Below are 23,645 nucleotides of genomic sequence, written 5' to 3' on the forward strand. Positions count from 1 at the left end.
CGGTTACACCGGCCCGACGTCGGTGGAGTGGGAGGACGCCGGCATGGACCGCCTCCAGGGCGCCCCGGAAGCCATCGCCTTCGTCCGCGAACTCAACGCCATCAACCCGCCCGCCGCCGCCTTCGACGCCGCCTTCTCCACCAAGGCGGACTGACCCCCGCGGGGTGCGCCGGCTAGCCCTCGTCGAGCCGGCGCACCTCCACGGTCATGTCCCAGTCAGCCGTGTCCGCGCCGCCGGTGTCCCCGCCGCGGTGCACCGCCAGGAACCGCTTCGCCCAGGCCGTCGCCTCGTCGGAGGACGCCGCCTGCAGCAGGCAGTAGCCGCCGACGACCTCCTTCGCCTCGGTGTACGGGCCGTCGCGCACGGTCAGGGCGCCGCCGGAGAGGCGCACGCGCACGCCCTCCTCCGGTGGCCGCAGCCCCGCCGTGTCGATGAGCGCGCCGGCGTCGGCCAGTTCGTCGATCAGGCCCGCGAGGGCCGCGCCGAGCTCGGCGTCCGGCTCCGGTTGCCGATGGCCCGCCGGGTTCTGGATGAGCAGCAGGAATCGCATCGCCCCTCCCTTCCGTCCGAGGAGACTACGACACCCGGTAGCGGGCGTACACCGCCCCGCTCGGGAAGGTCCGCGACTCCGCGAGGTCGAGCGCGAGCCGCGCCCGCGGCGGGATCAGCGGAGTGCCGCCGCCCAGGGTGAGCGGGTGGATCAGCAGCCGCAGCTCGTCGATCAGGCCGGCCTCCAGGAACCCGTGCACGAGCTTCGGGCTCGCATAGATGGCGATCGTGCCGCCGTCACCCCGTTTCAGTTCGGCCACCGCGCCCGGGAGGTCGTCCCGGACGAGGGTGCTGTTGTTCCAGTCGGCCGACGCCAGCGTGCGCGAGAACACGACCTTGGGCACGGCGTTCACCCACCGTGCGTGAGTGCGCTCGGTGGGGGAGGCCTCCGCGTTCTCCAGCATCGGCCCCCAGAACCCCTGCATCCCCAGATACGTCGTGCGCCCGTACACCGCCGTGTCGACGTCGGCGCGGACGTGCTCGTTGGAGAAGCGGTCCACCTCGTCGTCGTAGGCGCGGGCGGTCCATTCGAAGCCCAGGCCCTCGCCGGAGTCGGCGTAGCCGTCCAGCGAGATGTTCTCGATCGCGACCACAGTGCGCATGGGAGTCTCCTTCCGTCAGGTGCGGGCCATCCGGCCCGTCACTGAGGACATCGCTCCGTCAGCTCCGGATTCGACTAATCCGTTCGCGGCCGGTCAGGGCCGGCCGCGGCCGGTCAGCCGACCAGTGCCCAGGCGCTCTTCTTGGCCGTACTCGGCGCCTCCCCGGCGGTGTACCACTTGGCCTGCCACACCTGGCCCTGGTACGTCACCTTCTCGCCGCCGTTGTAGACGGTCGCCGCGCTCCAGCCGGGGATGCCGCCGGGCGTCGCCGGTGCGACGATCTCGCTCCAGGGGCCGCCGACGCCGCCGGGTGCGGTGCCGCGTGTATACCAGAGCGCCTTGAACGTGCGGCCCTGGTAGACGACGATGTCGCCCGTGGTGAACGGCCGGGTGACCGTCCAGAGCGTGGAGCCGTCCGCCGCGATCGCGAGCTGGGACCAGGCGCCGTTCTTCGCGGAGCCCGGCGTCTCGCCCGAGGTGTACCAGAGCGCCTGGAAGACCGAGCCGTTGTAGCTCACCGTGTCGCCGTTGAAGTAGACCTTGGTCTTGCTCCAGGCGTCCGGCTTGGGCACGCCCTGACCGCCGAGGTGGAGGTCGCAGTCGACCCGGCCGCTGTAGAGCGCGTGGCCCTCGGTCGCGCTGCCCGGACCGGCGCCGTAGACGCCGTCGTCGGACCAGACGGCCTCCTTGGTGCCGTTCACGCACGTCGTGCTCGACGCGACGGCGAAGCCCTCGAGGTTGTTCACGGGGAGGGCCGCCGGCTTGGCGTAGGCGACGTCGGGGACGATCGCGCCCGTCGTGCCGACCTTCAGCAGCGTGGAGGTCACGCCGCAGGTGTTGTCGCACAGCGCCCAGATCCGCTGCGCGTCGGCGTCGAACGCCACATCCATGACGTGGCCCATCCCGGTGTCGACCACGGCCACCCGGTGGAAGCTGTGGTCGGCGTTCAGCGCGTAGGCGTAGAGCTTGCCGTCGTTCTCGAGCGCCGCGAAATACAGGCCGGTGCCGTGCTGCGGGTAGTCGATCGGCCGGTAGGCCTTGCCCGTCGACTGGTCGACGAAGCCGTTGCCGGTCAGGTACGCGTCAGGGACGAAGGTGACGCCCTCGAAGCCGAGGTTCGCCTCCGTCTTGTTGCCGGCGTGCAGCTCGGGGAACTCGGCCGTCAGGTTCCACTGGTCGGTCGCGACGAGCTGCGTGCCGGGCTGGGTCGGGTCGAAGCGCAGGATCGAGTTGAGCGGGTTGGTGTTGGCCGCGTTGTTGCGCTCGGTGGTCACGTACAGCGCGCCGTCGGGGCCGACGGTCAGGCCCTCGGAGTCGGGCTGGTTGGTCGCCACGTCGGTGCTGCCGGGGAAGAAGATCTCCTTGCCGTTCGCCCAGCCGTTCGTGGTGTCGGAGACCCAGAGGCCGTCCTGCTTCACCATGCGGAACACCCAGCTCTTGTTCTTGACGCTGTAGAGCACGTTCGCGTTGCTCGGGTCGAAGACCAGGCCGCTCACATCGCGTCCCTCGGGGCCCGTGGAGGTCGTCCACGCGCACTGCTTGTCGGACACGCTGACGTCGGCGCTGCCGGGCCATGCGGCGGGGGTGAGCGTGCCGGCGGGCAGGGCGCCGGTGCCCGACGGGGCCTCCGGCTGGCAGTTCAGGGTGGGGCCGCCGCCGGTGCCGCCGCCGTCCGCGGGGTTGGTGAGGATGGTCTTGCAGGCGTCGGCGTTGGAGGCGCCGAAGCTCTTGTCCTTCACTGAGACGAACGCGCCGCTGCCGTCGGGGCAGCGCGCGAACGCACCGGCGCCGAAGTCGTTGCCCTCGTCGGTGCCCGCCTCGCCCGCGGTGTACGCCACCGAGTCCACGAGGGTCCCCGCCGTGCCGTCCAGGCCGTCCGGGAGGTAGAGCTTCACTCCGTCTCCGCCGCTGCCGAGGCCCTTGGTCGAGGCGAAGTACACGTAGCCGTGGGCCGGGACGACGCTCGTCGCCGTGCCGTCGGCGAGCTTCGGCGAGAGGGCGGTCGCCGCCGTGGCCGCACCGCTGTCGATCTGCAGCCAGCCCGCGACGCTGACGTCCGTCGCACCGCTGTTGAACAGCTCGACCGCGTCGCCGACCGGGGTGGCGGTGTTGTCGGAGGAGACCTCGTTGATGTGCACGTTGGCCCAGTCCGGCGTGGAGGCCGCCGGCGCGAAGCGGCTCTTCCCCGGCGAGCCGATGTCGCCGGCGGTCGACGCCCACGAGGACTCCGCGTCGCCGGCCGTGGAGAGCTGCCACTGCGAGGCGTCGTTCGCGCCGAGCGCGGCCTCCGTCTTCGGGATACCGGACACGCCCAGCGTACGCGGCCCCTTGACGGTGCCGGTGCCCTGGTCGTTGTAGGTGAGCCGGTCGACGAGGTTCGCGACGGCGTCGGGGCCGTCGAAGATGTTGATCTCGTCCGCGCGGCCGAGGTTCGTGGTGTTGCCGGCGAGGATCTTCACGTCGGCGCCCAGCTTCCACTCGCTGCGGAAGGTCGCGTCGGCGGACTCGGTCACGATCGCGGACTGCCCGGCTGCGAGGGTGCCGAGGCTGTCGAGCGGCACAGTCCCCGGCGTCCGGCTGTCGTCGTCGAACGACCAGCCGGCGAGGCTGACCGGGGTCGAGCCGAGGTTGGTGAGCTCGATGTACTCGCCGGAGGACCGCACCGGGTTGTACATCCACTCGGTGATCCGGACGTCGGGCGCGTCGGCAGCCGAGGCCGCTGTCGGGAGTGCGATCGCGAGGGCGGCGCCGGCGGTGGCGACCGCCGCGAGCACCGCGACGGAGCGGGACATGTGAAGTCTCATAGGAACGGAAAGTAGTGAGTGCGCTGGTACGCGGGCCGAACTCACGATGAACAGCGTGCAAACGCGTGGAGGAGTAGTCTCCGGCCAGACGAGTCAGGAGGACCACGATGACGTTCCGAGACCTGCACTACGGCGACCAGCCGCTCCTGCTGCCGAACGCCTGGGACGCCGGTTCGGCGCTCGCCTTCGCGGCCGCGGGCTTCCCGGCCGTCGGCACCACGAGCTTCGGCGTGAACGCGTCGGCCGGCCGGCCCGACGCCGGGAGCGCCAGCCGGGACGCCACGGCGGCCCTGGTCCGCCGGATCGCGGCCCTCGACGTCCACGTCACCGCCGACATCGAGGACGGCTACAGCGACGACCCGGCGGAGGTCGCCGCCTTCGTCGCGGGGCTGGCGGGGGACGGCGTCGCCGGCGTGAACCTGGAGGACTCCGCCGCCGGCCGCCTGGTCGATCCGGCCGTCCCCGCGTCGAAGATCGTCGCGGTCAAACGGGAGGCCGCCGACGTGTTCGTGAACGCCCGCGTCGACTCCTACTGGTTCCACGAGGACGACACCGTGGCGGCCGTCGCCGATCGCGCCCGCGCCTACGCCGACGCCGGGGCCGACGGGATCTTCGTGCCCGGCGTCACCGATCCGGCCACCATCGAGCAGCTCGCCGCGGCCATCCCGCTCCCGCTCAACATCCTGGTCGTGCCGGGCCTCACCCTGGACGACCTCCAGGTGCTCGGTGTGCGCAGGGTCAGCACCGGCTCGCTGCCGTACCGGGCGGCGATCGACGCGGCGGTGGAGGTCGCCGCGGCCGTGCGCGACGGCCGCGACGTGCCGGTGGCGACCTCGTACGCCGAGTGGCAGCAGCAGCTGATCGCGTTCGAGCGCCGGGCGGACCGAAATTCTTCCGGCCGCGCGTAACCTTTGCGGGCCTCCCGACGATTAAGACGACGAGGGCCACGGCCTTCCGTCCGTTCACCGGTAGCCAAGAAAGCCCCCGATGTCCCTCACGACTCCCGTTCCCCCCTCCGCTGTCTTCGTCGCCCCCGCGAAGACGGCAGCCGGGACGGGTGCCATCGCGGCGAACCGGGCGACTCGCGTCGTCCCCGCCGCCTGTCGTTCCCGCACCACCGCCCTGACCGGCATCCGCCTCGCGGAAGTCCCGGTCGGGCCGGAAGGACCCGCAGCGCCGTCCCCCCGGAGCGCGCGGATCTCCACCGGTCCGGCCGGGGCGCCGGCTCTCCGGCGGACGGCGTAGACGATGGACCACCGTCTGCCGTGGGCTCGGGCTCGTGCGGCGGGCGGTGGGGATGGCGGGGCCTCGATGTCGGTCGGACTCCTCCCGGCGGAGTGGCTGGTCCCACTAGAGTGGCCGCGTGAGGCCCGGCCCGTGAAGGAGCACGCCCGCCGCGGCGCCAGCGGTCCCGCCCTGGCGTTCGCCGACGCGTACCGCACGCACGCGGCGTCGCTGCTGGCCTACCTCCGCTCGCAGGGCGTCGAGGACCCTGAGGCCGTGACGCAGGACGTCTTCGTCGCCCTGTATCCGCGGCTGGACTCGCTCTCCGGCGGCGGGGACGGCCTGCGGGCCCTGCTGTTCACGATCGCGCACGCTCGGGTCGTCGACCACCACCGGCGTCGCTCCCGCGTCCCGACGCCCGTGGCCTACGACCCGCGCACCGACACCCGGAGCACGCCCTCCGCGGAGGACCACGTGCACGGCGCCGTCGGCGTCGTCGAGCTGCTGGGCAGGCTGGCGCCCGAGCACCGCGAGGTCATCGCCTTGCGGATCCTGGCGGATCTGACCATCGACGAGGTCGCCCGGATCATGGACAGGAGCCCCGGTGCGGTCAAGCAGTTACAGCGGCGCGCGCTGATCGCGTTGCGCCGGGAGGTCGCGCCCGAGACCACGCCCGACGAGACTGCGCCGGCCCGGGAACGGGAGGAGGTGCGATGACGACCAGGAACTCCGGGGACGACCCGGTCCTGCGCCTGCTCGGCGACGCCGGCCTCGACGGCGACGCCGCGCTCGCCGCCCTCCTGGACGAGCTCACCGTGACCACCCCGGCCGAGCCGCCCGCGCCCTCGCGCGACGTGGTGCGTCTGATGTCCGGCCGCCGTCGCGTCCGCTCGTCGTGGTTCGCCCGGCGCGGGATGCGCACGACAACCGTGCTGCTCCTGGCCGCGGCGCTGGCCGGCGGCGCCTCCGCCGCGGCGGCCGGCCAGACCCTGCACGCGGTCGTGGGCGACGCGTTCTCGAGCCTGGCCCGCTTCGTCGGGCACCCGAGGCCTCCCGTGCCCCCAGCGCCGGCCGGACCCACGGCCGAGCCGGACGCGACGACGAACATGCGGACGACGCACGCACCGACACCTCAGAAGGCGGAGGGCGGTCAGCGCGGACACGGCGCGGCCACGGGACAGGACTCCGCCCACGCCGGAGACGGCGACCCCGCGGAGGCCGCCCAGCCCGGGAGCTCGAGCGGCGACGACCGTGCAGCGGCGCCGGGACCCCCGACGACCGGTCCGCAGCCCGGCAGCGGGGCGAACGGGGACGACGCGTCCGGCCGCCCCGGACCCGGCGACCCCGGAACGCCGACCGCGCCGAAGCCGGCGCCCGCGCACATCAAGCCCGGCCCCGCTCCGGAACCCGCTCCTGCGCCGGACGACCCGCAGGGGTCGCAGAGCGGTTCCGCAGACGACCCGTCGGACCCCGGCGAGGATTCCGGCCGGTGATCATGCCCCTCTCGCGCGCGGCGCACGCCGGGCTAGGGTGTGCGGTGACGAGCGAGGAGGGCGGATGCGTGTGGCGACCTGGCTGAAGCGCCACGACCCCGATTACGCGGCGCTGCGCCGCGCCGGCCGCGCGGCGATCGTCATGCCGCTGCTGTTCGCGTTCAGCAGCCTCGTCCTGCGCGACGGGCAGGTCGCCACGTTCGCGGCGTTCGGCTCGTTCGCGATGCTGCTGCTGGTCGACTTCAGCGGGCCGCTCGTCGACCGCGTGCAGGCGCAGCTCGCGCTCGCCGTGGCCGGCGCCGTGCTGGTCTGTCTCGGCACGCTGGCGTCGCGTCCGGTCTGGCTCTCCGCCGTCGCGATGGCGGCGGTGGCGTTCGCCGTGCTGTTCGCGGGCTCGGTGAGCTCGGTCATGGCCTCGGCGAGCACCTCCCTGCTGCTGGCGTTCATCCTGCCGGTCACGCTGCCCGGCTCGGTGGACTCCCTCGGTCCGCGCCTGCTCGGCTGGGGGATCGCGGCCGTCGTCGGCGTCGTCGCGATAGTGACCCTCTGGCCCGCTCCCGCTCGTGAGCCGCTGCGGGCGCCCGCGGTGGACGCCTGCCGGGCGCTCGCGGCACGGCTGCGCGCCGAGGCCGCGGCCATGCTCCGCGCCGGCAACCCGGACCTGGCGGCGGAGCGCGATCGTGCCGTCACCGCGGCCGACGCGGCGGTGGACGCGCTGCACACCGCCTTCCTCCGCACGCCGTACCGGCCGACTGGGCTGAGCACGTCGGCGCGCACCATCGTCCGGCTGGTCGACGAGCTGAACTGGCTGAACTCGGTCATCGCGCAGTTCGACCACGTCAGGATCCCGGCCGCCACCCCCGGACCGGTGCACGTGGCGGCCTTCGAGGTGAAGAGCACCGCGGCAGCGGTGCTGGAGGAGGGTGCCGCCCTGCTGGCGCGCCACGGCGGTGACCCGGCTGCGCTGGAGGCCGCGCTCGCCCTCCTCGCGGAGGCGAGGACCGGCGTGGAGTCCGCGACGATGGCGCTCCCGGTCGGGCCCGATCCCGACGGCGGCCGCCGGGTCGCGGACGACATCGTGACGGCGCTCGACCCGGGCTTCCGCGCGCAGGAGCTCGCCCAGGCGGTCGAGACCGTAGCAGGGAACATCGCGCTCACCGCCCGCGCGGAGCGGCGCACCTGGTGGCAGCGGCTGATGGGGCGCCAGCCCGGCGACCTGGCCGGCCCGGTCGCGGCCGCGGCCGAACGCGCGAGCGGATTCATCGGGTGGAACTCGGTGTGGCTGCGCAACAGCATCCGCGGGGCGATCGCGCTCGGGCTCGCCGTACTGCTGGCCAATCTGACGGGCGTGCAGCACTCCTTCTGGGTCGTGCTCGGCACGCTCTCCGTCCTCCGCTCGAACGCCCTGAGCACCGGCCAGACCGTGTTGCGCGGCGTCGTCGGCACCGCGGTCGGCGTGCTGCTCGGCGCGCTCGCGATGCTCGTGATCGGCGACAACACGATCGTGATCTGGCTGCTGCTCCCGGTCGCGATCCTGGTGGCGGGGATCGCCCCGGCCGCCATCTCGTTCGCCGCGGGCCAGGCGGCGTTCACCATCCTGCTGGTGCTGCTGTTCAATCTCATCGCGCCCTCCGGCTGGACGGTCGGCCTGATCCGCATCGAGGACATCGCGCTCGGCTGCGCCGTGAGCCTGGTCGTCGGGCTGCTGTTCTGGCCCAGGGGCGCTGCCGCGTCGCTGCGGCAGGCGCTCGCCGACGCCTACAGCGCGAGCGTGCGCTATCTCGGCGCGACGGTCGCGTTCGGGCTGGCGCGGTGCGACGCGACCGCGGCCGAGCATCCAGAGCCCCGGCAGGAGGCGCTCCGGGCGGCCGCCGCGGCCCGCCGGCTGGACGACGCGTTCCGCACCTACCTGGGCGAGCGCGGCAGCAAGCAGCGACCGCTCGCGGAGGTGTCGGCGTCGGTCGGCGGCGTCGCGGGTGTGCGGCTGGCGAGCGACGCGATCCTGGAGCTCTGGCAGCGCCAGGAGACCACGGAGGACGAGCGCGCGGGCGCGCGCCGGACGCTGGAGGACTCCGTCACGCGCCTCGCGGGCTGGTACGAGCAGCTCGCCACGAGCCTGGTCGCGCGCGAGCCGCTCCCCGCGCCCGTGCCGGCGGACCCGGAGGACCGGCACCGCCTCGCGGACGTGGTGGCGGACGACCTGGGCGACGGCTCCGGCCACATCGTCGCGCGGGCGATCCGGATCATCTGGACCGGCGACTACCTCGACGTCGTGCGCCGGCTGGAGTCGGTGATCGTCGGCCCGGTGGACGCGCTGGGCGACGATCTGGTCAGCCCCCGACGGACTCGGTGACGGCGCGCCGGGTCACCGGTGCGGCGGCTTCTTGGACTTGCCTGGAGCGGTCGCGCTCTTGCCCGCCGTCGGCGACGGCGACGGGGTGGTCGCGGGCGCCGGAGCGCTCGGCGCGGGCGCGGCCTGATCCGGCGCGGACGGGGCCGGCGCGGGCGGGGGCACCGCGACGACGGGCTCCTGCACGGGCTGGGGCGGCATGCTCGCGGTCGGATCCGGAGCCGGCCAGGTCGGTCCGGGGGTGGAGGTCGGCGTGGGACGGTGCGCCTCCGACTGCGAGGACGGGCCGAACGGCAGCGACGGGAGCCCGAGCTGCGGCCCACCCGCGAAGACGGTGAGCGCGAGCCCGACGGAGAGCCCGATGGCGCCGAGGACGGCGATCCCGATCACCCGCACCCGCCGCAGCCTTCGCCCCGGCCGGTCGACGAACGCAGGCCCGTCGGCCCGATGCCGACGGCGCGCTCTGCCCACCTCACGAACCGCCACGATCGAGAATTCTAGGCGAAGACGCCTTGGCTTGACCTCCATTTGGGGGACAGGAGGGCTGAAATGCCGCTCACGCCGGCCCGGGTTGCAACTCCTCGCCTGTGCAACTATCGTGCAATGTATCAGTGATTTCAGCTGAGATTCTATAGCTCGAATGCGAGCCAGGACAAAGGAGTCATCGTGAGAAGCATCACCAAGGCATTGACTACGAGCGGGGTGGCGTCGTGTCTCGTGTTCGGCGGGGGGATCTCGGCCGCGCAAGCCGATGTACCGAATTCGAACGAGACCGCTTTCTCGGAATTCGTCGTCGGCATGAAGGTGGATGATTCAGCCGAGGCGGCGCTCACGGCGAAGTTCGAACACCTGTCAACGACCGAGCAGAATGCGTTCATGTCAGCGGTCGAGGAAGACCGCTCTCCGTCCTGGAGTTCGCGGAAGCCGCGGAACCGACTCTGACCGTGGATCCACGATCGGCGCGTGCGGCAGCGTCTCGGTACACGGCGACCTACCCGGTGAACGTCAACCTCTGGGGCATCACGACCGGCACCTTCGCCCTTCGTTACGGCTTCGAGGCGACCTCGAGTGCGGTCACTCGTAACCTGGAGTGCACGGGCTGGTTCTCCGGTTTCGGCGGTCCGTGGAGCATCAACCAGACCTCGTCGAGCTATGTCTCGGGCGCCGTCGGAACGTGCAAGGTCTCCCACCGTCTCTCGTTCCTCTATCAAGGATCGTCGTGGCAGGCGAACAAGGAACAGGGCCTGTCGTACCGGGGCACCGTGCTGCAGAGCGGCTGGCTCAAGAACATCTGATGACCGGGACGCAGCCGCAGCGAACGACGGGCCAGGCCGACGCGTGGCTCCTCGGAGGCTCGATCCTCGTCGCAGGACTCTTGATCGCCTTTCCCGTCGCGATTCCCGTGGGGGTGGGCTTGATCGGCTGTGCCGTGGTCCTGCTCGTGAGGGGGCGACGGCGCAGGTCTCCGCTCATCGTCGCGGTCGTCGTGCTGGCCGTCGCGTTGATCGCCGTCGCGCTTCTCGGCATCGCTGCGTTCACCGTGACGTCGACAACTCCGGGTGTCACCCTCATCGAAGGTTGACGCCCGCACTCCCTGGATCGGAGATGCCCCGGCGGCCGGGCCGCGCATCCCACGACGGTGCGCGTCCCGGCCGGCCGGTGGTGGTGCGCGCGGACAGCCACGACTGTCCGCGCGCGGTCGGAGGGGGCCGGAGCCGGCCCCGGGCGGCTAGCCCGCCGGCTGCAGCGCCGCGACGATCGCCGCGGCCGTCTCGCGGCCGACGCGGATGGCGCCGTCCACGTGCTGGTAGCCCTTGCCCGCCAGGTCGCTGCAGGAGAAGTGGATCGGGCCGACCGGCGTGCGCAGGTCCGCGCCGTAGCGCGCCAGGCCGCCCATGTCGAAGCTCGCCGCGTAGGCGCCGCGGGTCCACTCCTCGCTGCCCCAGTCGCTCTCGTAGTACACGACCGGGTTCAGCGCCTGCGCGCCGTAGTAGTGCGACAGCGATTCGAGGATGCGCGCCTTGCGCTCCTCCGGGCTCAGCCGGAAGACGTCGTCGGCGGCCTCGTCGGAGACGAAGCCGACCAGCGTCCCGCGCGGGTCGCCGTCGTAGCTGTTGTCGTAGGCCTCGTGCACCAGCTCGTACGGGCTGAAGGCGGTGCCGCTGTAGCCGAGGTCGCGCCAGAACGGCGTCTCGTAGACGGCGTGGACCTTGATGACGAAGCCCATCGACAGGTGCTGGTGCAGCTGCTGCTGACGGCGGGGCAGCGGCGGCTCGTAGGAGATCCGGCTGATCAGCACGGGCGGCACGGCCAGGATCGCGAACCGGGCGTGCACCTCCAGCTCGTCGGTGATCGCGGTGACACCGGTCCCGGAGCCCTCGGCGTCCCAGCGGAGGGTGCGCACCGGCGCGTTCAGGTGGACGTCGTCGCCCAGTCGCTCCGCGAGCAGCAGCGGCACCTGCTGGAGGCCGCCCTTCACGCGCTTGTCGAGGATGAAGTCGGCGTCCACCAGGTGGCTGAAGCTGCCGGCGCTGGCAGCCATGAGCAGGGCCTGGAGCGCCGAGAAGGCGTGCGCCGGCTTGGTGAGCATGGCGCCCGCGATGAACATGCCGATGTTGCGGCGGGCCTCCTCGTCGTCCGTCTGCGTCTCCAGCCAGCGGCGGAACGAGATCTCGTCCAGCTCCTTCGCCTGCGGGTGGTCCCACGGCCGGTCGGGGTCGATCTCGGCGACGAGGGCGTCGAGCCGGTCGATCAGGCCGACGATCTCCTGCTCGGTCGCCGGGGCGACGGGGAAGATCTCGCCCTCGAACGTGCGGCGGGCGCCGTTCTCGCCGAGGTAGATGTTGATGCCGTCGCGGTAGCGGGAGTATGTCTCCAGCCCCAGCTCGGCGAGGGTGTCGATGAGGGCGTCCTGGTCGGGCGACACCCACTGGCCGCCGATCTCGAGGGTGGCTCCGTCGACGTCGTTCGTCCAGAGCCGGCCGCCGACGCGATCGCGGGCCTCCAGCACGGCGACGCTCAGGCCGGCCTTCCTCAGTTCCGTCGCGGCCGTGAGGCCGGAGGCTCCAGCGCCGACGATGACGACGTCACGTTCGATGCTGTTCATGGCTATCACTCCTCCATCCGGGTCACGAGGATGCTAGGCGGGCGCGCGACGCCGCGTGCTGTACACGCTGTCGAACCGCAGCATCACCCATCGACGAGGTGTACGTTCTCCTGCTCGGCGCGCGCCTCCGCGGTGGCGGCGCCCGTCATCCGCAGGTAGACGATGAGCCAGCTGAACACCAGGACGCCGGCGACGAGCTCCGCGGCGGTGAGGACGTAGTAGCCCACGGCGAAGAACACCAGCACCGCCACGATGGTGGCGAAGAACACGTAGCCGAGCGCGAAGAACGCGACGGGCGCGGTCGGCAGCGCCGGGCGCACCCAGAAGACCACGAGCGCGAAGACCACGACCATCCCGACCGCGGACACGTTGTGCAGGAGGATCGAGATGTTCAGCGTGAAGATGCCGACGCACGCGAGCAGCACGCCGATCAGGATGAGCCCGACGCGCACCCGCAGCACGGCCGAGCGCTGCTTGGGGTCGAGGATGCCGCGCGCGTCGGTGGCGTACCGCGCGATCGCGGTCACGATCGCGCCCGCGATGATGAGCGTGAGGTTGAACGTCAGCGACGAGACGCTCTGCGACATCCCCAGTGCGCTGAGGTGCTTCTCCCACCAGTGCGGGTCGGGCGCGCTCAGCATGGAGGCCAGGATGCCGACGACCGCGAATGCCGCCAGCACCGTCGAGAGCCGCATCAGGTCCATCCCGGCGGCCGAGAGGAAGACGGCGTAGGCGGTCACGCCGGTGGCCGCACCCGCGAGCACGGTCGCGGACAGGAAGTAGACGGTGGCGTCCTGGAACCCGTTCGCGAGCACCGCGCCGAGGACGAGCCAGCCGAGCAGGGCGAGGATGCCGTGGGCGAGCGCGATCGCCAGCGTGTCGAAGATGTCCACACCCGTCGCCCGGCGCGGTCTGCCGTCCGGTGCGGCAGCGGTCCGGAACGGGGTGAGCCCCTCCCGCGTCCACAACCGGCCGACCAGGTAGGCGAGGAACGCGATCACGCCGGCGGCGATCGCGACGAACTGCCCGATCGAGTCCGGTCCGGCGATCGGGAGGCTTCCGCCCCAGAACACGAACAGCGCCACGATCCCGGCGATCACGAACGCGACGGCGCCGACCACGATGCCGGCCCCCTCGACCGTGAGCCGGGCCGGCGCGCTCAGCCCGCCGAACGTCGGTCGGACCCGATCCTTGGTGCTCATCACGACCACCTTCCGCACTCCCGCGCGACCAGGCCGGTCGACGTCGCGCACAATGTAACGCCGCGCGGCGTATGTCGGCTATATGCGCGTCACCGCAGCAGCCCCAGTGCCCGTGCCGCGCTGACCGCGGCGGTGCGCGAGCCCACGTCGAGCTTCGTGAAGATGTGGACCAGGTGCGACTTCACCGTCGCCTCCGTGATGTGCAGCCGGCCGGCGATGTCGGTGTTCGACGCGCCGGCCGCGACCAGCTCCAGCACCTCCAGCTCGCGCGCGGACAGACTCGTCAGCGGCGCGCGCATCCGGGCCATCAGGCGTCCAGCGATCACCGGGGCGAGCGCGCTCTCCCCGGCCGCGGCCGCCCGCACGGCCGCGACCAGCTCGTCGGGCGGGGCGTCCTTCAGCAGATAGCCGCTCGCTCCCGCCTCGATGGCGGTCAGGATGTCGGCGTCGGTGTCGTAGTTGGTCAGCACCAGCACGTGCGGAGGGTCGTCGAGGGCGCGGATGCGGCGGGTGGCCTCGGCGCCGCGCGGGCCGTCGGCGAACTGGAGGTCCATGAGCACCAGATCGGGCGCGAGCTGCCCGGCGAGGAGCACGGCCTCGTCGGCCGTGGCCGCCTCCCGGATCACCTCGAGGTCGTCCTCGGCGTCCAGCAGCGCGCGCACTCCGGCGCGCACCACGGGGTGGTCGTCGGCGATGACGATGCGGATCATGCGGCGTCTCCCGCCCGGCTCCTGGGCACGGTCACCGTCAGCCGGGTGCCCCGCCCCGGCGCGCTGTCGATGTCGAGCGTCCCGTCGAGCTGCGCGACGCGCTCGGCGATGGCGCGGAGGCCGAACGAGTCGGCTCCGCCCGGGCCGGCCGCGACGGTCTGCGGGTCGAAGCCCACGCCGTCGTCCGCGACGACAAGCACCGTCTCGTCCCGGTCCACCCGCACCGTGAGCGACGCCCGGTGGGCGCCCGCGTGCTGCCGGACGTTCGCGACGGCGCCCTGCGCGATCCGCAACAGCGCGGTCTGGAGGTCCATCGGCAGGTCGAGCGACGGCGGGGTCTCGACCTCCACGCGGAGGCCGCCCGGCGTGGACTGCGCCTCCCCGAGCCGGCGCAGGGCCTCCCCGAGTCCGGCGTCGAGCGCGGGCGGCGTCAGCTCCCGGATGAACGCGCGGGTCTCCGCCAGGCTCTCCGCGGCGGTCTCGCGCGCGAGGCGGACGTGCTCGATGCCGGGCCGGTCCGGGTCGGCGCGCTCGGCGGCGTGCAGGAGGAGCTGGATGCTGGAGAGGCCCTGGGCGACGGTGTCGTGAATCTCGCGGGCCAGCCGGGCGCGCTCGGCGAGGGCGCCCTGCTCGCGCTCGGTCTCGGCCAGGCGGTCACGGGTGCTGAGCAGCTCGGCGAGGAGCGCCTCCCGCTCGGCGGCCTCCTGGGCGAGGGCGCGGTAGCCGAGGCCGAGCAGGATGGCGACGCCGGCGCCGATCACCGGGCCGATCACCACGCCGGCGGAGAAGCCCTGGTGGAGGCCGAGCGCGAGGATCGCGATCGCGGTGACGACGACGACGGCGACCGGACCCAGCCGGTGCGGCAGGAGGTGCAGGAGGAGGAAGAACAGCGGGAACGCCAGGTAGGCGGCCTCGGGCACGAGGAGCACGAGCCCGACCCAGACCAGGGCGAGCACGGTGACCCAGACCGTGGCGACCGGCCGGCGCTGCGCCTCCGGCACCCGGCGGACGAACGCGCTCGAGACGTACACGGCGGCGAAGACCGCGACCAGCACGAGTCCGGCCACGGCGGCGGGCGGCGGCAGCGCCGGCAGCCGCACGAGGACCAGCACGAGCAGTGCCGCGATGAGGACGTGCAGCCCGACGCGCAGCCCGACGAAGACCGGGGTGAGGGCGCTGTGGGACATGACACGCCCAGCCTAGGGAGGGTGCGCGAGGTTCGGCATCAATGGAAAGTCGGAGAGGAGGTTCGACCGCATCGACGATGCCACCCGCGAGCGGAGAGCGAAGGCTGGAGGGACACCGGGCGGAACCGCTCCGCCCGGCAGAAGGGACTCCTCGTGTTCGTCGCCTGGCGCGACCTCCGGCACGCCCGCGGCCGGTTCATCCTCATCGGCGGCGTCGTCGCCCTCATCACCGTGCTGGTCGGCTTCCTCGCCGGCCTCACCGGCGGCCTCGCCGCCCAGAACGTGTCGGCCGTGCTCGACCTCCCGGGCGACCGCCTGGTGCTGCAGAAGCCGGCCGGCGGGTCCGCGAGCTTCAGCGAGTCGGCGCTGTCACCGTCGGAGGTCGACGCGTGGCGGCAGGCGGACGGCCTGCGCGCCGCGGCGCCGGTCGGGATCGCGCAGACCCGGGCGACGCAGGAGGGTACTTCCGCGGGGGTGGCCCTCGTCGGTCTCCCGGCCGATGCCGGCGACACCGCGCTCACCCGACTCGCTCCCGCAAGCGACACCGAGGTCGGCCTGTCGGCCGGCGCAGCGAAAGGCCTGCGCGCCGCGGTCGGCGACACCGTCGCGATCCTCGGCGCGGACTACCGCGTGGCGAGCATCGGCGGCGACGCCTGGTACAGCCACACACCGGTGGTCGCGTTGACGCCCGAGGCCTGGGCCGCCGCCGACAAGCGGATGGGCGGCACCGGCGAGCCGACCGTCCTCGCGGTGTCCGGCGACCCGGACTGGGACGCCGTCGCGAGCCGCACCGGCACCTCCGCCCAGCCCGCACTCCTCAGCCTGACTGCACTGGAGACGTTCCGGAGCGAGATCGGCTCGCTCGGCCTCATGGTCGCGCTGCTGTTCGGGATCTCCGCCCTGGTCGTCGGCGCCTTCTTCACGGTGTGGACGATGCAGCGCTCGGCCGACATCGCCGTGCTGAAGGCGCTCGGCGCGACGCAGCGCTCGCTCGTGGCCGACGCGCTCGGGCAGGCGCTCGTCGTGCTCGTCGCCGGGATCGGCGCCGGGATGCTCGTCGTCCTCGGGCTCGGCGCCCTCGCCTCCGGCGCGCTCCCGTTCCTCGTCGCGCCGCTCACCACCGTCGTCCCCGCCGTCGCGATGGCCCTGCTGGGCCTCGCCGGAGCGGCCGTCGCCCTCCGCACCGTCACCACCGCCGACCCCCTCACCGCACTCGGGAGCAACCGATGATCACCCTCGACGACGTCACACTCACCTTCCCCGACGGGTCGTCCCGCGTCACCGCGGTCGACCACGTCACCCTGCACGGCTGCGCCGGCGTCGTCACGGGGATCACCGGGCCGTCGGGCTCCGGCAAGTCCAGCCTCCTCGCCCTGGCCGCGACGCTCATCCGCCCCGACTCGGGCAGCGTGCTCATCGGCGGCGAGGACGCCACCGCGCTGACCCCGGACGAGGCCACAACTCTGCGCCGCGAGCGGATCGGGATCGTCTTCCAGCAGTCCAACCTGCTGGCCTCGCTCACCGCCCGCGAGCAGCTGGAGGTCATGGGCGAGCTCGGCGGATCGCGGCGCGCGGCCGCGCGCACGCGGGTGCGGGAGGGCGTGGACGAGCTGCTCGACGCGGTCGGGCTGAGTGCGCATGCCGACAAGCGGCCGGCTCAGCTCTCGGGCGGTCAGCGCCAGCGGGTCGCGATCGCGCGGGCACTGGTCCGCAGCCCGCAGGTGCTGCTGGTGGACGAGCCGACGAGCGCGCTCGACCAGGAGAGCGGCGCCGCGGTGATGGACCTCATCGCCCGGCTCACGCACGAGCGCGGGACCGCGACGCTGCTGGTCACGCACGACCTCGTCCACTCGCCCGCGCTGGACGAGCTGGTGACGGTCATCGACGGGCGGGTCGCCGCTGCCGCGACCGCCGCGTAATCGGCCGCAGCCGGATCAGAGCGCCCGGATCGTCCACGCCGCCGCGGCCGACTCCCCGGGGGCGAGCACGATCAGGTCCGTGCCCGAGTTGAAGGCGTCGGGCGGGCAGGTCATCGGCTCGACCGCCAGGCCGAGTCGGTTCAGCTCGGCGATGTCGCGGTCGGCCGTGTGCACCTGCACCCACGGGCACGCCGCGTCCCACGTCATCGCGACGCCGGTGCCCCCGGGTGCGCGCACCGTGACGGTCGCGGCGCCCTCGGCGTCGCGGCGCAGCCCGGTGAACGCGTGGTCGATGAACGTGTCCGCGATCGGCCGGCCGCCGCGGAAGTCGAACACGCCGCCGCCCTCGGTCGCGACATCGGCGAGCCCGACCGGGATCAGTCGGTCCTCGGTCACCGTCAGCACCCGGTCGGCCGGGAGGTCGAGCGTCCAGTCGTCCACGCGGCCGTCGCCCGCCACCAGGTACGGGTGCGGGCCGGTGCCCCAGGGCGCCGGCGTGGTGCCCGTGTTGGTGCCGGTCACGGTGGTGTGCAGGCCGTCCTCGTCCAGCTCGAACGCGACCGCGACCTCCACCCGGTGCGGGTAACCCTCCTGCGCCTCGATCGTCGCGGAGAGGGTCACGCTGCTCGCCGAGCGGTCGATCGCGGTGAAGTCGAGCCAGGTGGCCAGGCCGTGCAGGGCGTGGCCCCGGCCCGGCTCGGTGAGCGGGAGCTGCTGCTCGGCGCCGTCGAACGAGTACCGGCCGTCGACGACGCGGTTGGGCCACGGCGCGAGCGTCGCGCCACGGAAGGCGGGGCGCACCTCGTCGGCCGAGAACGGCACCACGAGCGGCCTGCCGTCGAACTCCAGCGTGCGCAGGGAGGCGCCGACCGACGCGATCGTCGCGTGGTAGTCGCCGGCGGTGAGGCCGAAGTGGGTGCCGGAGATCGGAATGCTCATCCGCCCATTCTGTCGGCAATCGGCCGCCGACCCGAACCGACGGTTGTGACGTCTGCGAAACGTGGGGAAATCTGCGGGTAACCGGCGCTCGGTAACGTCCTGCCATGGGTGATCTGTTCGGCGGCTACGGCACATCGGCCGCGCGGCGCCGGCGCGGCCGCAGCGCGCCGTTCGACGAGATGTTCGGCGACGCCCGCGGCGGCGTGGCCGAGCGCACCCGGCCCGCCTATCGGGAGCTGTTCACGGCGCTGGCCGCGCTCACGCAGGAGGAGCTCCGCGGCCGCACCGACGCGCTCGCCAGCTCGTACCTCGCGCAGGGCGTCACGTTCGACTTCGCGGGGGAGGAGCGCCCGTTCCCGCTGGACGCGGTGCCGCGGGTGATCGAGCAGTCCGAGTGGAACCGGATCGAGCGCGGCGTGAAGCAGCGTGTCCGGGCGCTGGAGGCGTTCCTCAGCGACGTGTACGGCGCGCAGAACGCGGTGCGCGACGGCGTCATCCCGGCCGGGCTGATCACCTCGTCCGCGCATTTCCACCGCGCGGCCGCCGGGGTGGAGAGCGCCAACGGGGTGCGCATCCACGTGTCGGGCATCGACCTGATCCGCGACGAGCAGGGCGGCTGGCGGGTGCTGGAGGACAACGTCCGGGTGCCGAGCGGCGTCTCCTACGTCATCTCCAACCGGCGCGTGATGGCGCAGACCCTCCCCGAGCTGTTCACCTCGATGCGCGTGCGGCCGGTCGGCGACTACCCGTACCGCCTGCTGCAGGCGCTCAAGGCGAGCGCGCCCGGGGGCATGGAGAACCCGAACGTCGTCGTGCTCACGCCCGGCGTCTACAACTCCGCGTACTTCGAGCACACCCTCCTCGCCCGGCTGATGGGCGTGGAGCTGGTGGAGGGCCGCGACCTGTTCTGCTCGGGCGGCACGGTCTGGATGCGCACGACTTCCGGCCCGCAGCGCGTCGACGTGATCTACCGCCGCATCGACGACGACTTCATCGACCCGCTGCAGTTCCGGGTCGACTCGGTGCTCGGGACGCCCGGGCTGATGCTCGCCGCCCGGCTCGGCACCGTGACGATCGCCAACGCGGTCGGCAACGGCGTCGCCGACGACAAGCTCGTCTACACCTACCTGCCCGACCTGATCCGCTACTACCTGGCCGAGGACCCGGTCCTCCCGAACGTCGACACCTGGCGGCTGGAGGAGCCGGACGCCCTGGCCGAGGTGCTCGACCGGCTGGACGAGCTGGTGGTCAAACCGGTCGACGGCTCGGGTGGCAAGGGTCTGGTGATCGGCCCCGACGCCGACCGCAAGGAGCTGGCCCGGCTGCGCGCGCAGCTGGTCGCCGACCCGCGCGGCTGGATCGCGCAGCCGGTCGTGCAGCTCTCCACCATCCCCACGCTCGTGGACGACGGGATGCGGCCGCGGCACGTCGACCTGCGCCCGTTCGCGGTGAACGACGGGCGGGACGTCTGGGTGCTGCCGGGCGGGCTGACGCGCGTGGCGCTCGCCGAGGGGCAGCTCGTGGTGAACAGCAGCCAGGGCGGCGGCTCGAAGGACACCTGGGTGGTGGGGGCGGCCGAGCCCGGTGAGCACCCTGGTCCGCCTCCCGAGCGAGTCGAGCCCCGGAACGTCTCCGGCCTCGTGGCGGACCAGGCCGCAGCGCCCCCGCTGCCGGCGCCCGACCACTCGCAGGACGACGCCCCGCGCACCGACCAGCAGCAGCAACAGCAGCAACAGGCCTCGCCCTCCCGAGCGGAGGCCCGCTGATGCTCAGCCGGATCGCCTCCTCCCTGTTCTGGATCGGCCGCTACGTCGAGCGCAGCGACGGCACCGCGCGCATCCTCGACGTGCACCTGCAGCTGCTGCTGGAGGACCCGTGGATCGACGAGGACACCGCCTGCCGGTCCCTGCTCGGGGTGATGGGCTCGGCCGCGCCGCCCGGTCCGATCGCCCGGGAGGACGTGCTGCGGCTGCTCGCCGTCGACCGTGGCACCCCGGCCTCCATCGCCTACTCGCTGGGCGCCGCGCGGGAGAACGCGCGCCGGGCCAGGGAGATCGTCTCGACCGAGCTGTGGGAGTGCCTCAACACCACGGCGGCGCGGGTGCCGCGGCGGGTGACCAGCGACAAGGTGCACGAGTTCTTCACCTGGGTCCGCGACCGCACCGCGCTCGCCGTCGGGATCATGGACTCCGGGGCCAGCCGTGACGAGGCCTGGCACTTCTTCACCCTCGGCCGCAGCCTGGAGCGCGCCGACATGACCGCGCGGCTGCTGGCGACCCGCTCGCTGACGGAGGCCAGCGGCCCGAGCTGGACCACCATCCTGCGCTCGTGCGGCGCGTACGAGGCGTACCTGCGCACCTACCGCGGGGTGCCCTCCACGCGCAACGCCGCCGAGTTCCTGCTGCACGACCGGCTGTTCCCGCGCTCCATCCTGTACGCGATCACGCGCGCGGTGGACAGCCTGCGCGACATCGAGCCGCGACACGAGCGGGCCGGCGTGTCCGACCGGGCGGTCCGGTTGCTCGGCCAGGTGCAGAGCGAGCTGGAGTTCCGGCCGGTCGCGGAGGTGCTCGACGACCTCCCCGCGCACATGTCGGTCATCCAGGAGGCGACCAGCGCGGCGACGTCCGCGATCACCCGGCGCTACTTCCCGGAGAGCACGGCGCCGAGCTGGACGGGGGAGCGGGTATGAAGCGGCTGCGGGTGACCCACTCGACCGGGTACCGGTACGGCGCGGAGGTGTCGGCCTCCTACAACGAGGCGCGGATGCTGCCCGCGTCCGGCGCCGGCCAGCTCGTGCTGCACAGCGCGCTCGACGTGCAGCCTGTGTCGTCGCACCACCAGTACACCGACTACTGGGGCACGCGCGTGCTCGCCTTCGACGTTCTCAACCCGCACCGCGAGCTGACGCTCACCGCGACCAGCCTCGTGGAGGTGCTGGACGCCGAGCACGCGCCCGACCCGCTCGGCTGGGACGACCTCGCCGCCGCCATCGCGCGCTCGGGGGAGTGCGTGCAGCAGCTCAGGCAGACGCCGCTGACCGAGCCTCCCGCGGCGCTGGTGGAGCTGGCGGCCGCGGCGCGGGCCGAGGCGGCTGACCCGTGCTCGGCCGCGCAGGCCATCACGGCCGCGGTCGGGGAGGAGATGACCTACGAGAGCGGGGTCACCGGCGTGCGAACCACGGCGCGGGAGGCCTGGGAGGCGCGCGGCGGCGTCTGCCAGGACATCGCGCACGTCGCGCTCGGGGCGCTGCGCTCCGCCGGCATCCCGGCCAGGTACGTGTCCGGCTACCTGCACCCGAAGGCCGACGCGGCGGTGGGGGAGACGGTGGTGGGGGAGTCGCACGCCTGGGTCGAGTGGTTCTGCGGCGGCTGGCACGGCTACGACCCCACCAACGGCATCGCGATCGGCGACCGGCACGTGCGCGTCGGCCACGGCCGCGACTACGCCGACGTGGCACCGCTGCGCGGCGTGTACTCGGGCGCCGCGGGCTCGGAGCTCTTCGTCTCCGTGTCGATCACCCGCGAGGCCTGAGCCGGTGGTGTCCGCGCGGGGGTACCGTGGCGGGATGCGGATCGCAGTGCTGTTCGGCGGCTCCAGTGAGGAGCGAGACGTCTCGATCGCGAGCGCGGCGCCGGTGGTGCGCGCGCTCCGCGGGCTCGGCCACGAGGTGCTGGCGGTCGACACGGCCTCCGGCGCGCTCGACGCGGCGGCCGAGGCGCGCGTCCTGACCGGCGCGGTCGGCACGGCGCCCCCCGAGTCGTCGGCGCTGGCGCGGCTGGCGGGCGCCGGGAGTGCGCTGCGGCTGCCGGCGGAGGTCGCCGGGGTCGACCTGGTGTTCCTCGCGCTGCACGGCGGCTCGGGGGAGAACGGCGAGCTGCAGGCGCTCCTGCAGCTGGCCGGCATCCCGTACACCGGGTCGGGGCCGCTCGGCAGCGGGCTCGCGATGGACAAGGAGCTCACCAAGCGGGTGCTGCTGCAGGCGGGGGTGCGCACGCCCGACTGGTCCCTGGACCCGCTCGAGCCGGCCGCGGCCGCCGCGCGGCTCGGGCTGCCGGTCGTCGTGAAGCCGAATGCGCAGGGCTCCACCGTCGGCCTCACCATCGTGCGGGACCCGGACGAGCTGGACGCCGCGGTCGACCGGGCGGCAGTGTTCGGCTCGGTGCTCCTGGAGCGCTTCGTGCCCGGCCGGGAGTTGACCGTCGGCGTGCTCGGTGACGAGGCGCTCGCCGTGGGCGAGATCGGCATCGACCCGGATTCGGCGTTCGGCTACGGCGACAAGTACCAGCCGGGCGCCGTGTCCGAGACCTTCCCGGCGGACCTGCCGGCCGAGGTCGCGGCGGAGGCGAGGGCGGCGGCGCTGACCGCGCACCGGGCGCTGCGGCTCTCGGGCTACAGCCGCACCGACTTCCGCCTCGACAGGGACGGCGTGCTCTGGACGATCGAAGTCAACTCGCTGCCCGGCCTCACCGCCACCAGCCTGCTCCCGCAGTCGGCCGCGGCGGTCGGGATCGGCTACGCCGAGCTCTGCCGGCGGATCTGCGACCTGGCGCTGGGCTGAGCGGCGGGAGCGGGTGAATCGTTAGCTGAACGACCGGTAACGATCGGCCTGGCGGGGGTTGCCCGGCGCAACGCGTGGGTTTGAATGGGTCCATGCGCAGTGTGGGTTGGTCGTTGTTCGGGTTCGCGTTCGTGGTGGGCGCCGTCGCCCTGGGAGCCCTGACCACTCCGGCGGTCGACCACGGCCTCGCCACTGTCGCCGTCGGCCACCACCTGGGCTTCACCCGCCGCCAGTGGGTGGACCTGGCGATCGCCGCCCTGTTCTTCATCGCCGCCGCCGCCGCGGCCGGCGCCCTCATCGTGACCCGCCTCCGTGCCACGTCCCGCGCCGCCGGCGCCGCGCTCCCCGCCGACGCCCTCCTCCCCGCCGACGCCTAACCAGCCATCTCTCCCGGAGTTATGTACGCGACACGCCGGCTGAAGCGTACATAAGTCCGGGAGAGATTGTCACTCGGCGGCGCGGAGCGCGGCGTAGAGGTCGGCGCGGGCGGCGAAGCCGCCGAGGTCGCGGCCGAGCAGCCGCTCGGCGTCCGCGACGCGCGCCCGCAGGGTGTGCCGGTGCATGCCGAGTCGCCGCGCCGCCACGTCGTACACGCCGTCCGCGTCGAGCCAGGTGCGCAGGACGCCCGGCAGCGCCGGATCGGCGTCCGACAGCGGTGCGAGCGCGGCGGCCGCGACCGCCCGGGCGTCCGGCGTCTGGAGCAGCGCCAGCATTCCGGCCGCTGCGACGTCGTCGAAGCCGGGCACCGGCTCGTCCCGGCTCGAACGGCGTGCGGCCACGCCCGCCTGCGTCACCGCGGACGCCAGTGCGCCGAACGCCACCGGCGCGGACGATCCGCCGCGCAGCTCGAACCGCGCCGCCAGCTCCGCGATCGCCTCCGGCGACGCCCCGACCACGATCAGCTCCTGCCCGTCGCGGGCGAAGAAGCCGTCGCCGTCGGCCTCCAGCCAGTCCGCCGCCGCGGCGCCCGCCGCGCCGTGCAGCACGGTCACGCGCGC

24 protein-coding genes and 1 pseudogene are annotated in these 23,645 nt (G+C 73.3%); 15 read left to right on the forward strand and 10 right to left on the reverse strand.

The features are described 5' to 3' along the window. Window positions 1–154, forward strand: a pseudogene (locus AC3A3H_RS01545) (sugar phosphate isomerase/epimerase); the annotation flags it as partial. Between the two features lie 19 nt (window positions 155–173). Here AC3A3H_RS01545 and AC3A3H_RS01550 read toward each other — a convergent pair. The 3 genes from AC3A3H_RS01550 to AC3A3H_RS01560 form a co-directional block, all read right to left on the reverse strand. Beyond that, on the reverse strand, window positions 174–551 hold the full coding sequence (locus AC3A3H_RS01550; RefSeq protein ID WP_487612777.1) for a YciI family protein: 378 nt from the start codon (window positions 549–551) through the stop codon (window positions 174–176). A 25-nt stretch (window positions 552–576) separates the two neighbouring features. Next, window positions 577–1,152 carry a dihydrofolate reductase family protein gene (locus tag AC3A3H_RS01555; RefSeq protein WP_487612778.1) on the reverse strand — a complete coding sequence of 192 codons (576 nt, stop codon included), beginning with the start codon at window positions 1,150–1,152 and terminating at the stop codon, window positions 577–579. Window positions 1,153–1,265: 113 nt separating this feature from the next. Continuing rightward, on the reverse strand, window positions 1,266–3,944 hold the full coding sequence (locus AC3A3H_RS01560) for a lamin tail domain-containing protein (RefSeq protein WP_487612779.1): 2,679 nt from the start codon (window positions 3,942–3,944) through the stop codon (window positions 1,266–1,268). 119 nt (window positions 3,945–4,063) lie between these two features. On the opposite strand from AC3A3H_RS01560, the gene AC3A3H_RS01565 reads away from it, so the two are divergent. The 4 genes from AC3A3H_RS01565 to AC3A3H_RS01580 all read left to right on the forward strand — a co-directional run bounded on the left by AC3A3H_RS01565 (window position 4,064) and on the right by AC3A3H_RS01580 (window position 9,026). After that, window positions 4,064–4,864 (forward strand): isocitrate lyase/PEP mutase family protein, encoded by an 801-nt coding sequence (locus AC3A3H_RS01565; protein WP_487612780.1) that lies wholly within the window; start codon window positions 4,064–4,066, stop codon window positions 4,862–4,864. Window positions 4,865–5,267: 403 nt separating this feature from the next. Beyond that, a complete protein-coding gene (locus AC3A3H_RS01570) occupies window positions 5,268–5,897 on the forward strand; it encodes an RNA polymerase sigma factor (protein WP_487612781.1) in 630 nt (209 codons plus the stop codon). Then, window positions 5,894–6,673, forward strand: coding sequence for a hypothetical protein (locus AC3A3H_RS01575; protein ID WP_487612782.1), 780 nt, complete (start codon window positions 5,894–5,896; stop codon window positions 6,671–6,673). The genes AC3A3H_RS01570 and AC3A3H_RS01575 overlap by 4 nt, the downstream gene beginning before the upstream one ends. Window positions 6,674–6,737: 64 nt before the next feature. Beyond that, window positions 6,738–9,026, forward strand: a complete 2,289-nt coding sequence (locus tag AC3A3H_RS01580) for an FUSC family protein (RefSeq protein WP_487612783.1) — start codon at window positions 6,738–6,740, stop codon at window positions 9,024–9,026. Between the two features lie 12 nt (window positions 9,027–9,038). On the opposite strand, the gene AC3A3H_RS01585 is transcribed toward AC3A3H_RS01580, so the two are convergent. Beyond that, on the reverse strand, window positions 9,039–9,419 hold the full coding sequence (locus AC3A3H_RS01585; protein ID WP_487612784.1) for a hypothetical protein: 381 nt from the start codon (window positions 9,417–9,419) through the stop codon (window positions 9,039–9,041). Between the two features lie 270 nt (window positions 9,420–9,689). Between AC3A3H_RS01585 and AC3A3H_RS01590 the strand changes: the two genes are divergently transcribed. From AC3A3H_RS01590 to AC3A3H_RS01600, 3 genes are read left to right on the forward strand one after another with little or no spacing between them, the layout of a single operon-like run. Next, on the forward strand, window positions 9,690–9,965 hold the full coding sequence (locus tag AC3A3H_RS01590; protein ID WP_487612785.1) for a hypothetical protein: 276 nt from the start codon (window positions 9,690–9,692) through the stop codon (window positions 9,963–9,965). 2 nt (window positions 9,966–9,967) lie between these two features. Continuing rightward, window positions 9,968–10,318 carry a hypothetical protein gene (locus AC3A3H_RS01595; protein WP_487612786.1) on the forward strand — a complete coding sequence of 117 codons (351 nt, stop codon included), beginning with the start codon at window positions 9,968–9,970 and terminating at the stop codon, window positions 10,316–10,318. Beyond that, a complete protein-coding gene (locus tag AC3A3H_RS01600) occupies window positions 10,318–10,605 on the forward strand; it encodes a hypothetical protein (RefSeq protein WP_487612787.1) in 288 nt (95 codons plus the stop codon). Before AC3A3H_RS01595 ends, AC3A3H_RS01600 begins: the two co-directional genes overlap by 1 nt. 147 nt (window positions 10,606–10,752) lie before the next feature. Here the strand turns inward: AC3A3H_RS01600 and AC3A3H_RS01605 are convergent, their stop codons facing one another. The 4 genes from AC3A3H_RS01605 to AC3A3H_RS01620 all read right to left on the reverse strand — a co-directional run bounded on the left by AC3A3H_RS01605 (window position 10,753) and on the right by AC3A3H_RS01620 (window position 15,228). Beyond that, a complete protein-coding gene (locus tag AC3A3H_RS01605) occupies window positions 10,753–12,129 on the reverse strand; it encodes a flavin monoamine oxidase family protein (RefSeq protein WP_487612788.1) in 1,377 nt (458 codons plus the stop codon). 83 nt (window positions 12,130–12,212) lie between these two features. After that, window positions 12,213–13,331, reverse strand: coding sequence for a hypothetical protein (locus AC3A3H_RS01610; protein ID WP_487612789.1), 1,119 nt, complete (start codon window positions 13,329–13,331; stop codon window positions 12,213–12,215). Between the two features lie 89 nt (window positions 13,332–13,420). Further along, a complete protein-coding gene (locus tag AC3A3H_RS01615) occupies window positions 13,421–14,041 on the reverse strand; it encodes a response regulator (RefSeq protein ID WP_487612790.1) in 621 nt (206 codons plus the stop codon). After that, window positions 14,038–15,228 carry a sensor histidine kinase gene (locus AC3A3H_RS01620; protein ID WP_487612791.1) on the reverse strand — a complete coding sequence of 397 codons (1,191 nt, stop codon included), beginning with the start codon at window positions 15,226–15,228 and terminating at the stop codon, window positions 14,038–14,040. The genes AC3A3H_RS01615 and AC3A3H_RS01620 overlap by 4 nt, the downstream gene beginning before the upstream one ends. 153 nt (window positions 15,229–15,381) lie before the next feature. On the opposite strand from AC3A3H_RS01620, the gene AC3A3H_RS01625 reads away from it, so the two are divergent. After that, a complete protein-coding gene (locus AC3A3H_RS01625) occupies window positions 15,382–16,458 on the forward strand; it encodes an ABC transporter permease (protein ID WP_487612792.1) in 1,077 nt (358 codons plus the stop codon). Further along, window positions 16,455–17,147 carry an ABC transporter ATP-binding protein gene (locus AC3A3H_RS01630; protein ID WP_487612793.1) on the forward strand — a complete coding sequence of 231 codons (693 nt, stop codon included), beginning with the start codon at window positions 16,455–16,457 and terminating at the stop codon, window positions 17,145–17,147. The genes AC3A3H_RS01625 and AC3A3H_RS01630 overlap by 4 nt, the downstream gene beginning before the upstream one ends. Before the next feature lie 15 nt (window positions 17,148–17,162). Here the strand turns inward: AC3A3H_RS01630 and AC3A3H_RS01635 are convergent, their stop codons facing one another. Beyond that, entirely contained in the window at window positions 17,163–18,086 is a 924-nt protein-coding gene (locus AC3A3H_RS01635) for an aldose 1-epimerase family protein (protein ID WP_487612794.1), read from the reverse strand. Between the two features lie 104 nt (window positions 18,087–18,190). On the opposite strand from AC3A3H_RS01635, the gene AC3A3H_RS01640 reads away from it, so the two are divergent. The 5 genes from AC3A3H_RS01640 to AC3A3H_RS01660 all read left to right on the forward strand — a co-directional run bounded on the left by AC3A3H_RS01640 (window position 18,191) and on the right by AC3A3H_RS01660 (window position 23,024). Further along, window positions 18,191–19,852, forward strand: a complete 1,662-nt coding sequence (locus AC3A3H_RS01640) for a circularly permuted type 2 ATP-grasp protein (RefSeq protein WP_487612795.1) — start codon at window positions 18,191–18,193, stop codon at window positions 19,850–19,852. Continuing rightward, a complete protein-coding gene (locus tag AC3A3H_RS01645) occupies window positions 19,852–20,778 on the forward strand; it encodes an alpha-E domain-containing protein (RefSeq protein WP_487612796.1) in 927 nt (308 codons plus the stop codon). Before AC3A3H_RS01640 ends, AC3A3H_RS01645 begins: the two co-directional genes overlap by 1 nt. Beyond that, the gene (locus AC3A3H_RS01650) at window positions 20,775–21,620 is read left to right on the forward strand and encodes a transglutaminase family protein (RefSeq protein ID WP_487612797.1); all 846 of its coding nucleotides are present in this window, start codon (window positions 20,775–20,777) and stop codon (window positions 21,618–21,620) included. Before AC3A3H_RS01645 ends, AC3A3H_RS01650 begins: the two co-directional genes overlap by 4 nt. Window positions 21,621–21,654: 34 nt before the next feature. Further along, entirely contained in the window at window positions 21,655–22,647 is a 993-nt protein-coding gene (locus AC3A3H_RS01655) for a D-alanine--D-alanine ligase family protein (RefSeq protein ID WP_487612798.1), read from the forward strand. A gap of 92 nt (window positions 22,648–22,739) precedes the next feature. Further along, window positions 22,740–23,024, forward strand: coding sequence for a hypothetical protein (locus AC3A3H_RS01660; protein ID WP_487612799.1), 285 nt, complete (start codon window positions 22,740–22,742; stop codon window positions 23,022–23,024). Window positions 23,025–23,093: 69 nt separating this feature from the next. Here AC3A3H_RS01660 and AC3A3H_RS01665 read toward each other — a convergent pair. Further along, window positions 23,094–23,645 (reverse strand): helix-turn-helix domain-containing protein (locus tag AC3A3H_RS01665; protein ID WP_487612800.1); only part of this gene is annotated, 552 nt, incomplete at its 5' end.

It is taken from the genome of Leifsonia sp. Soil_N53 (assembly GCF_057655165.1).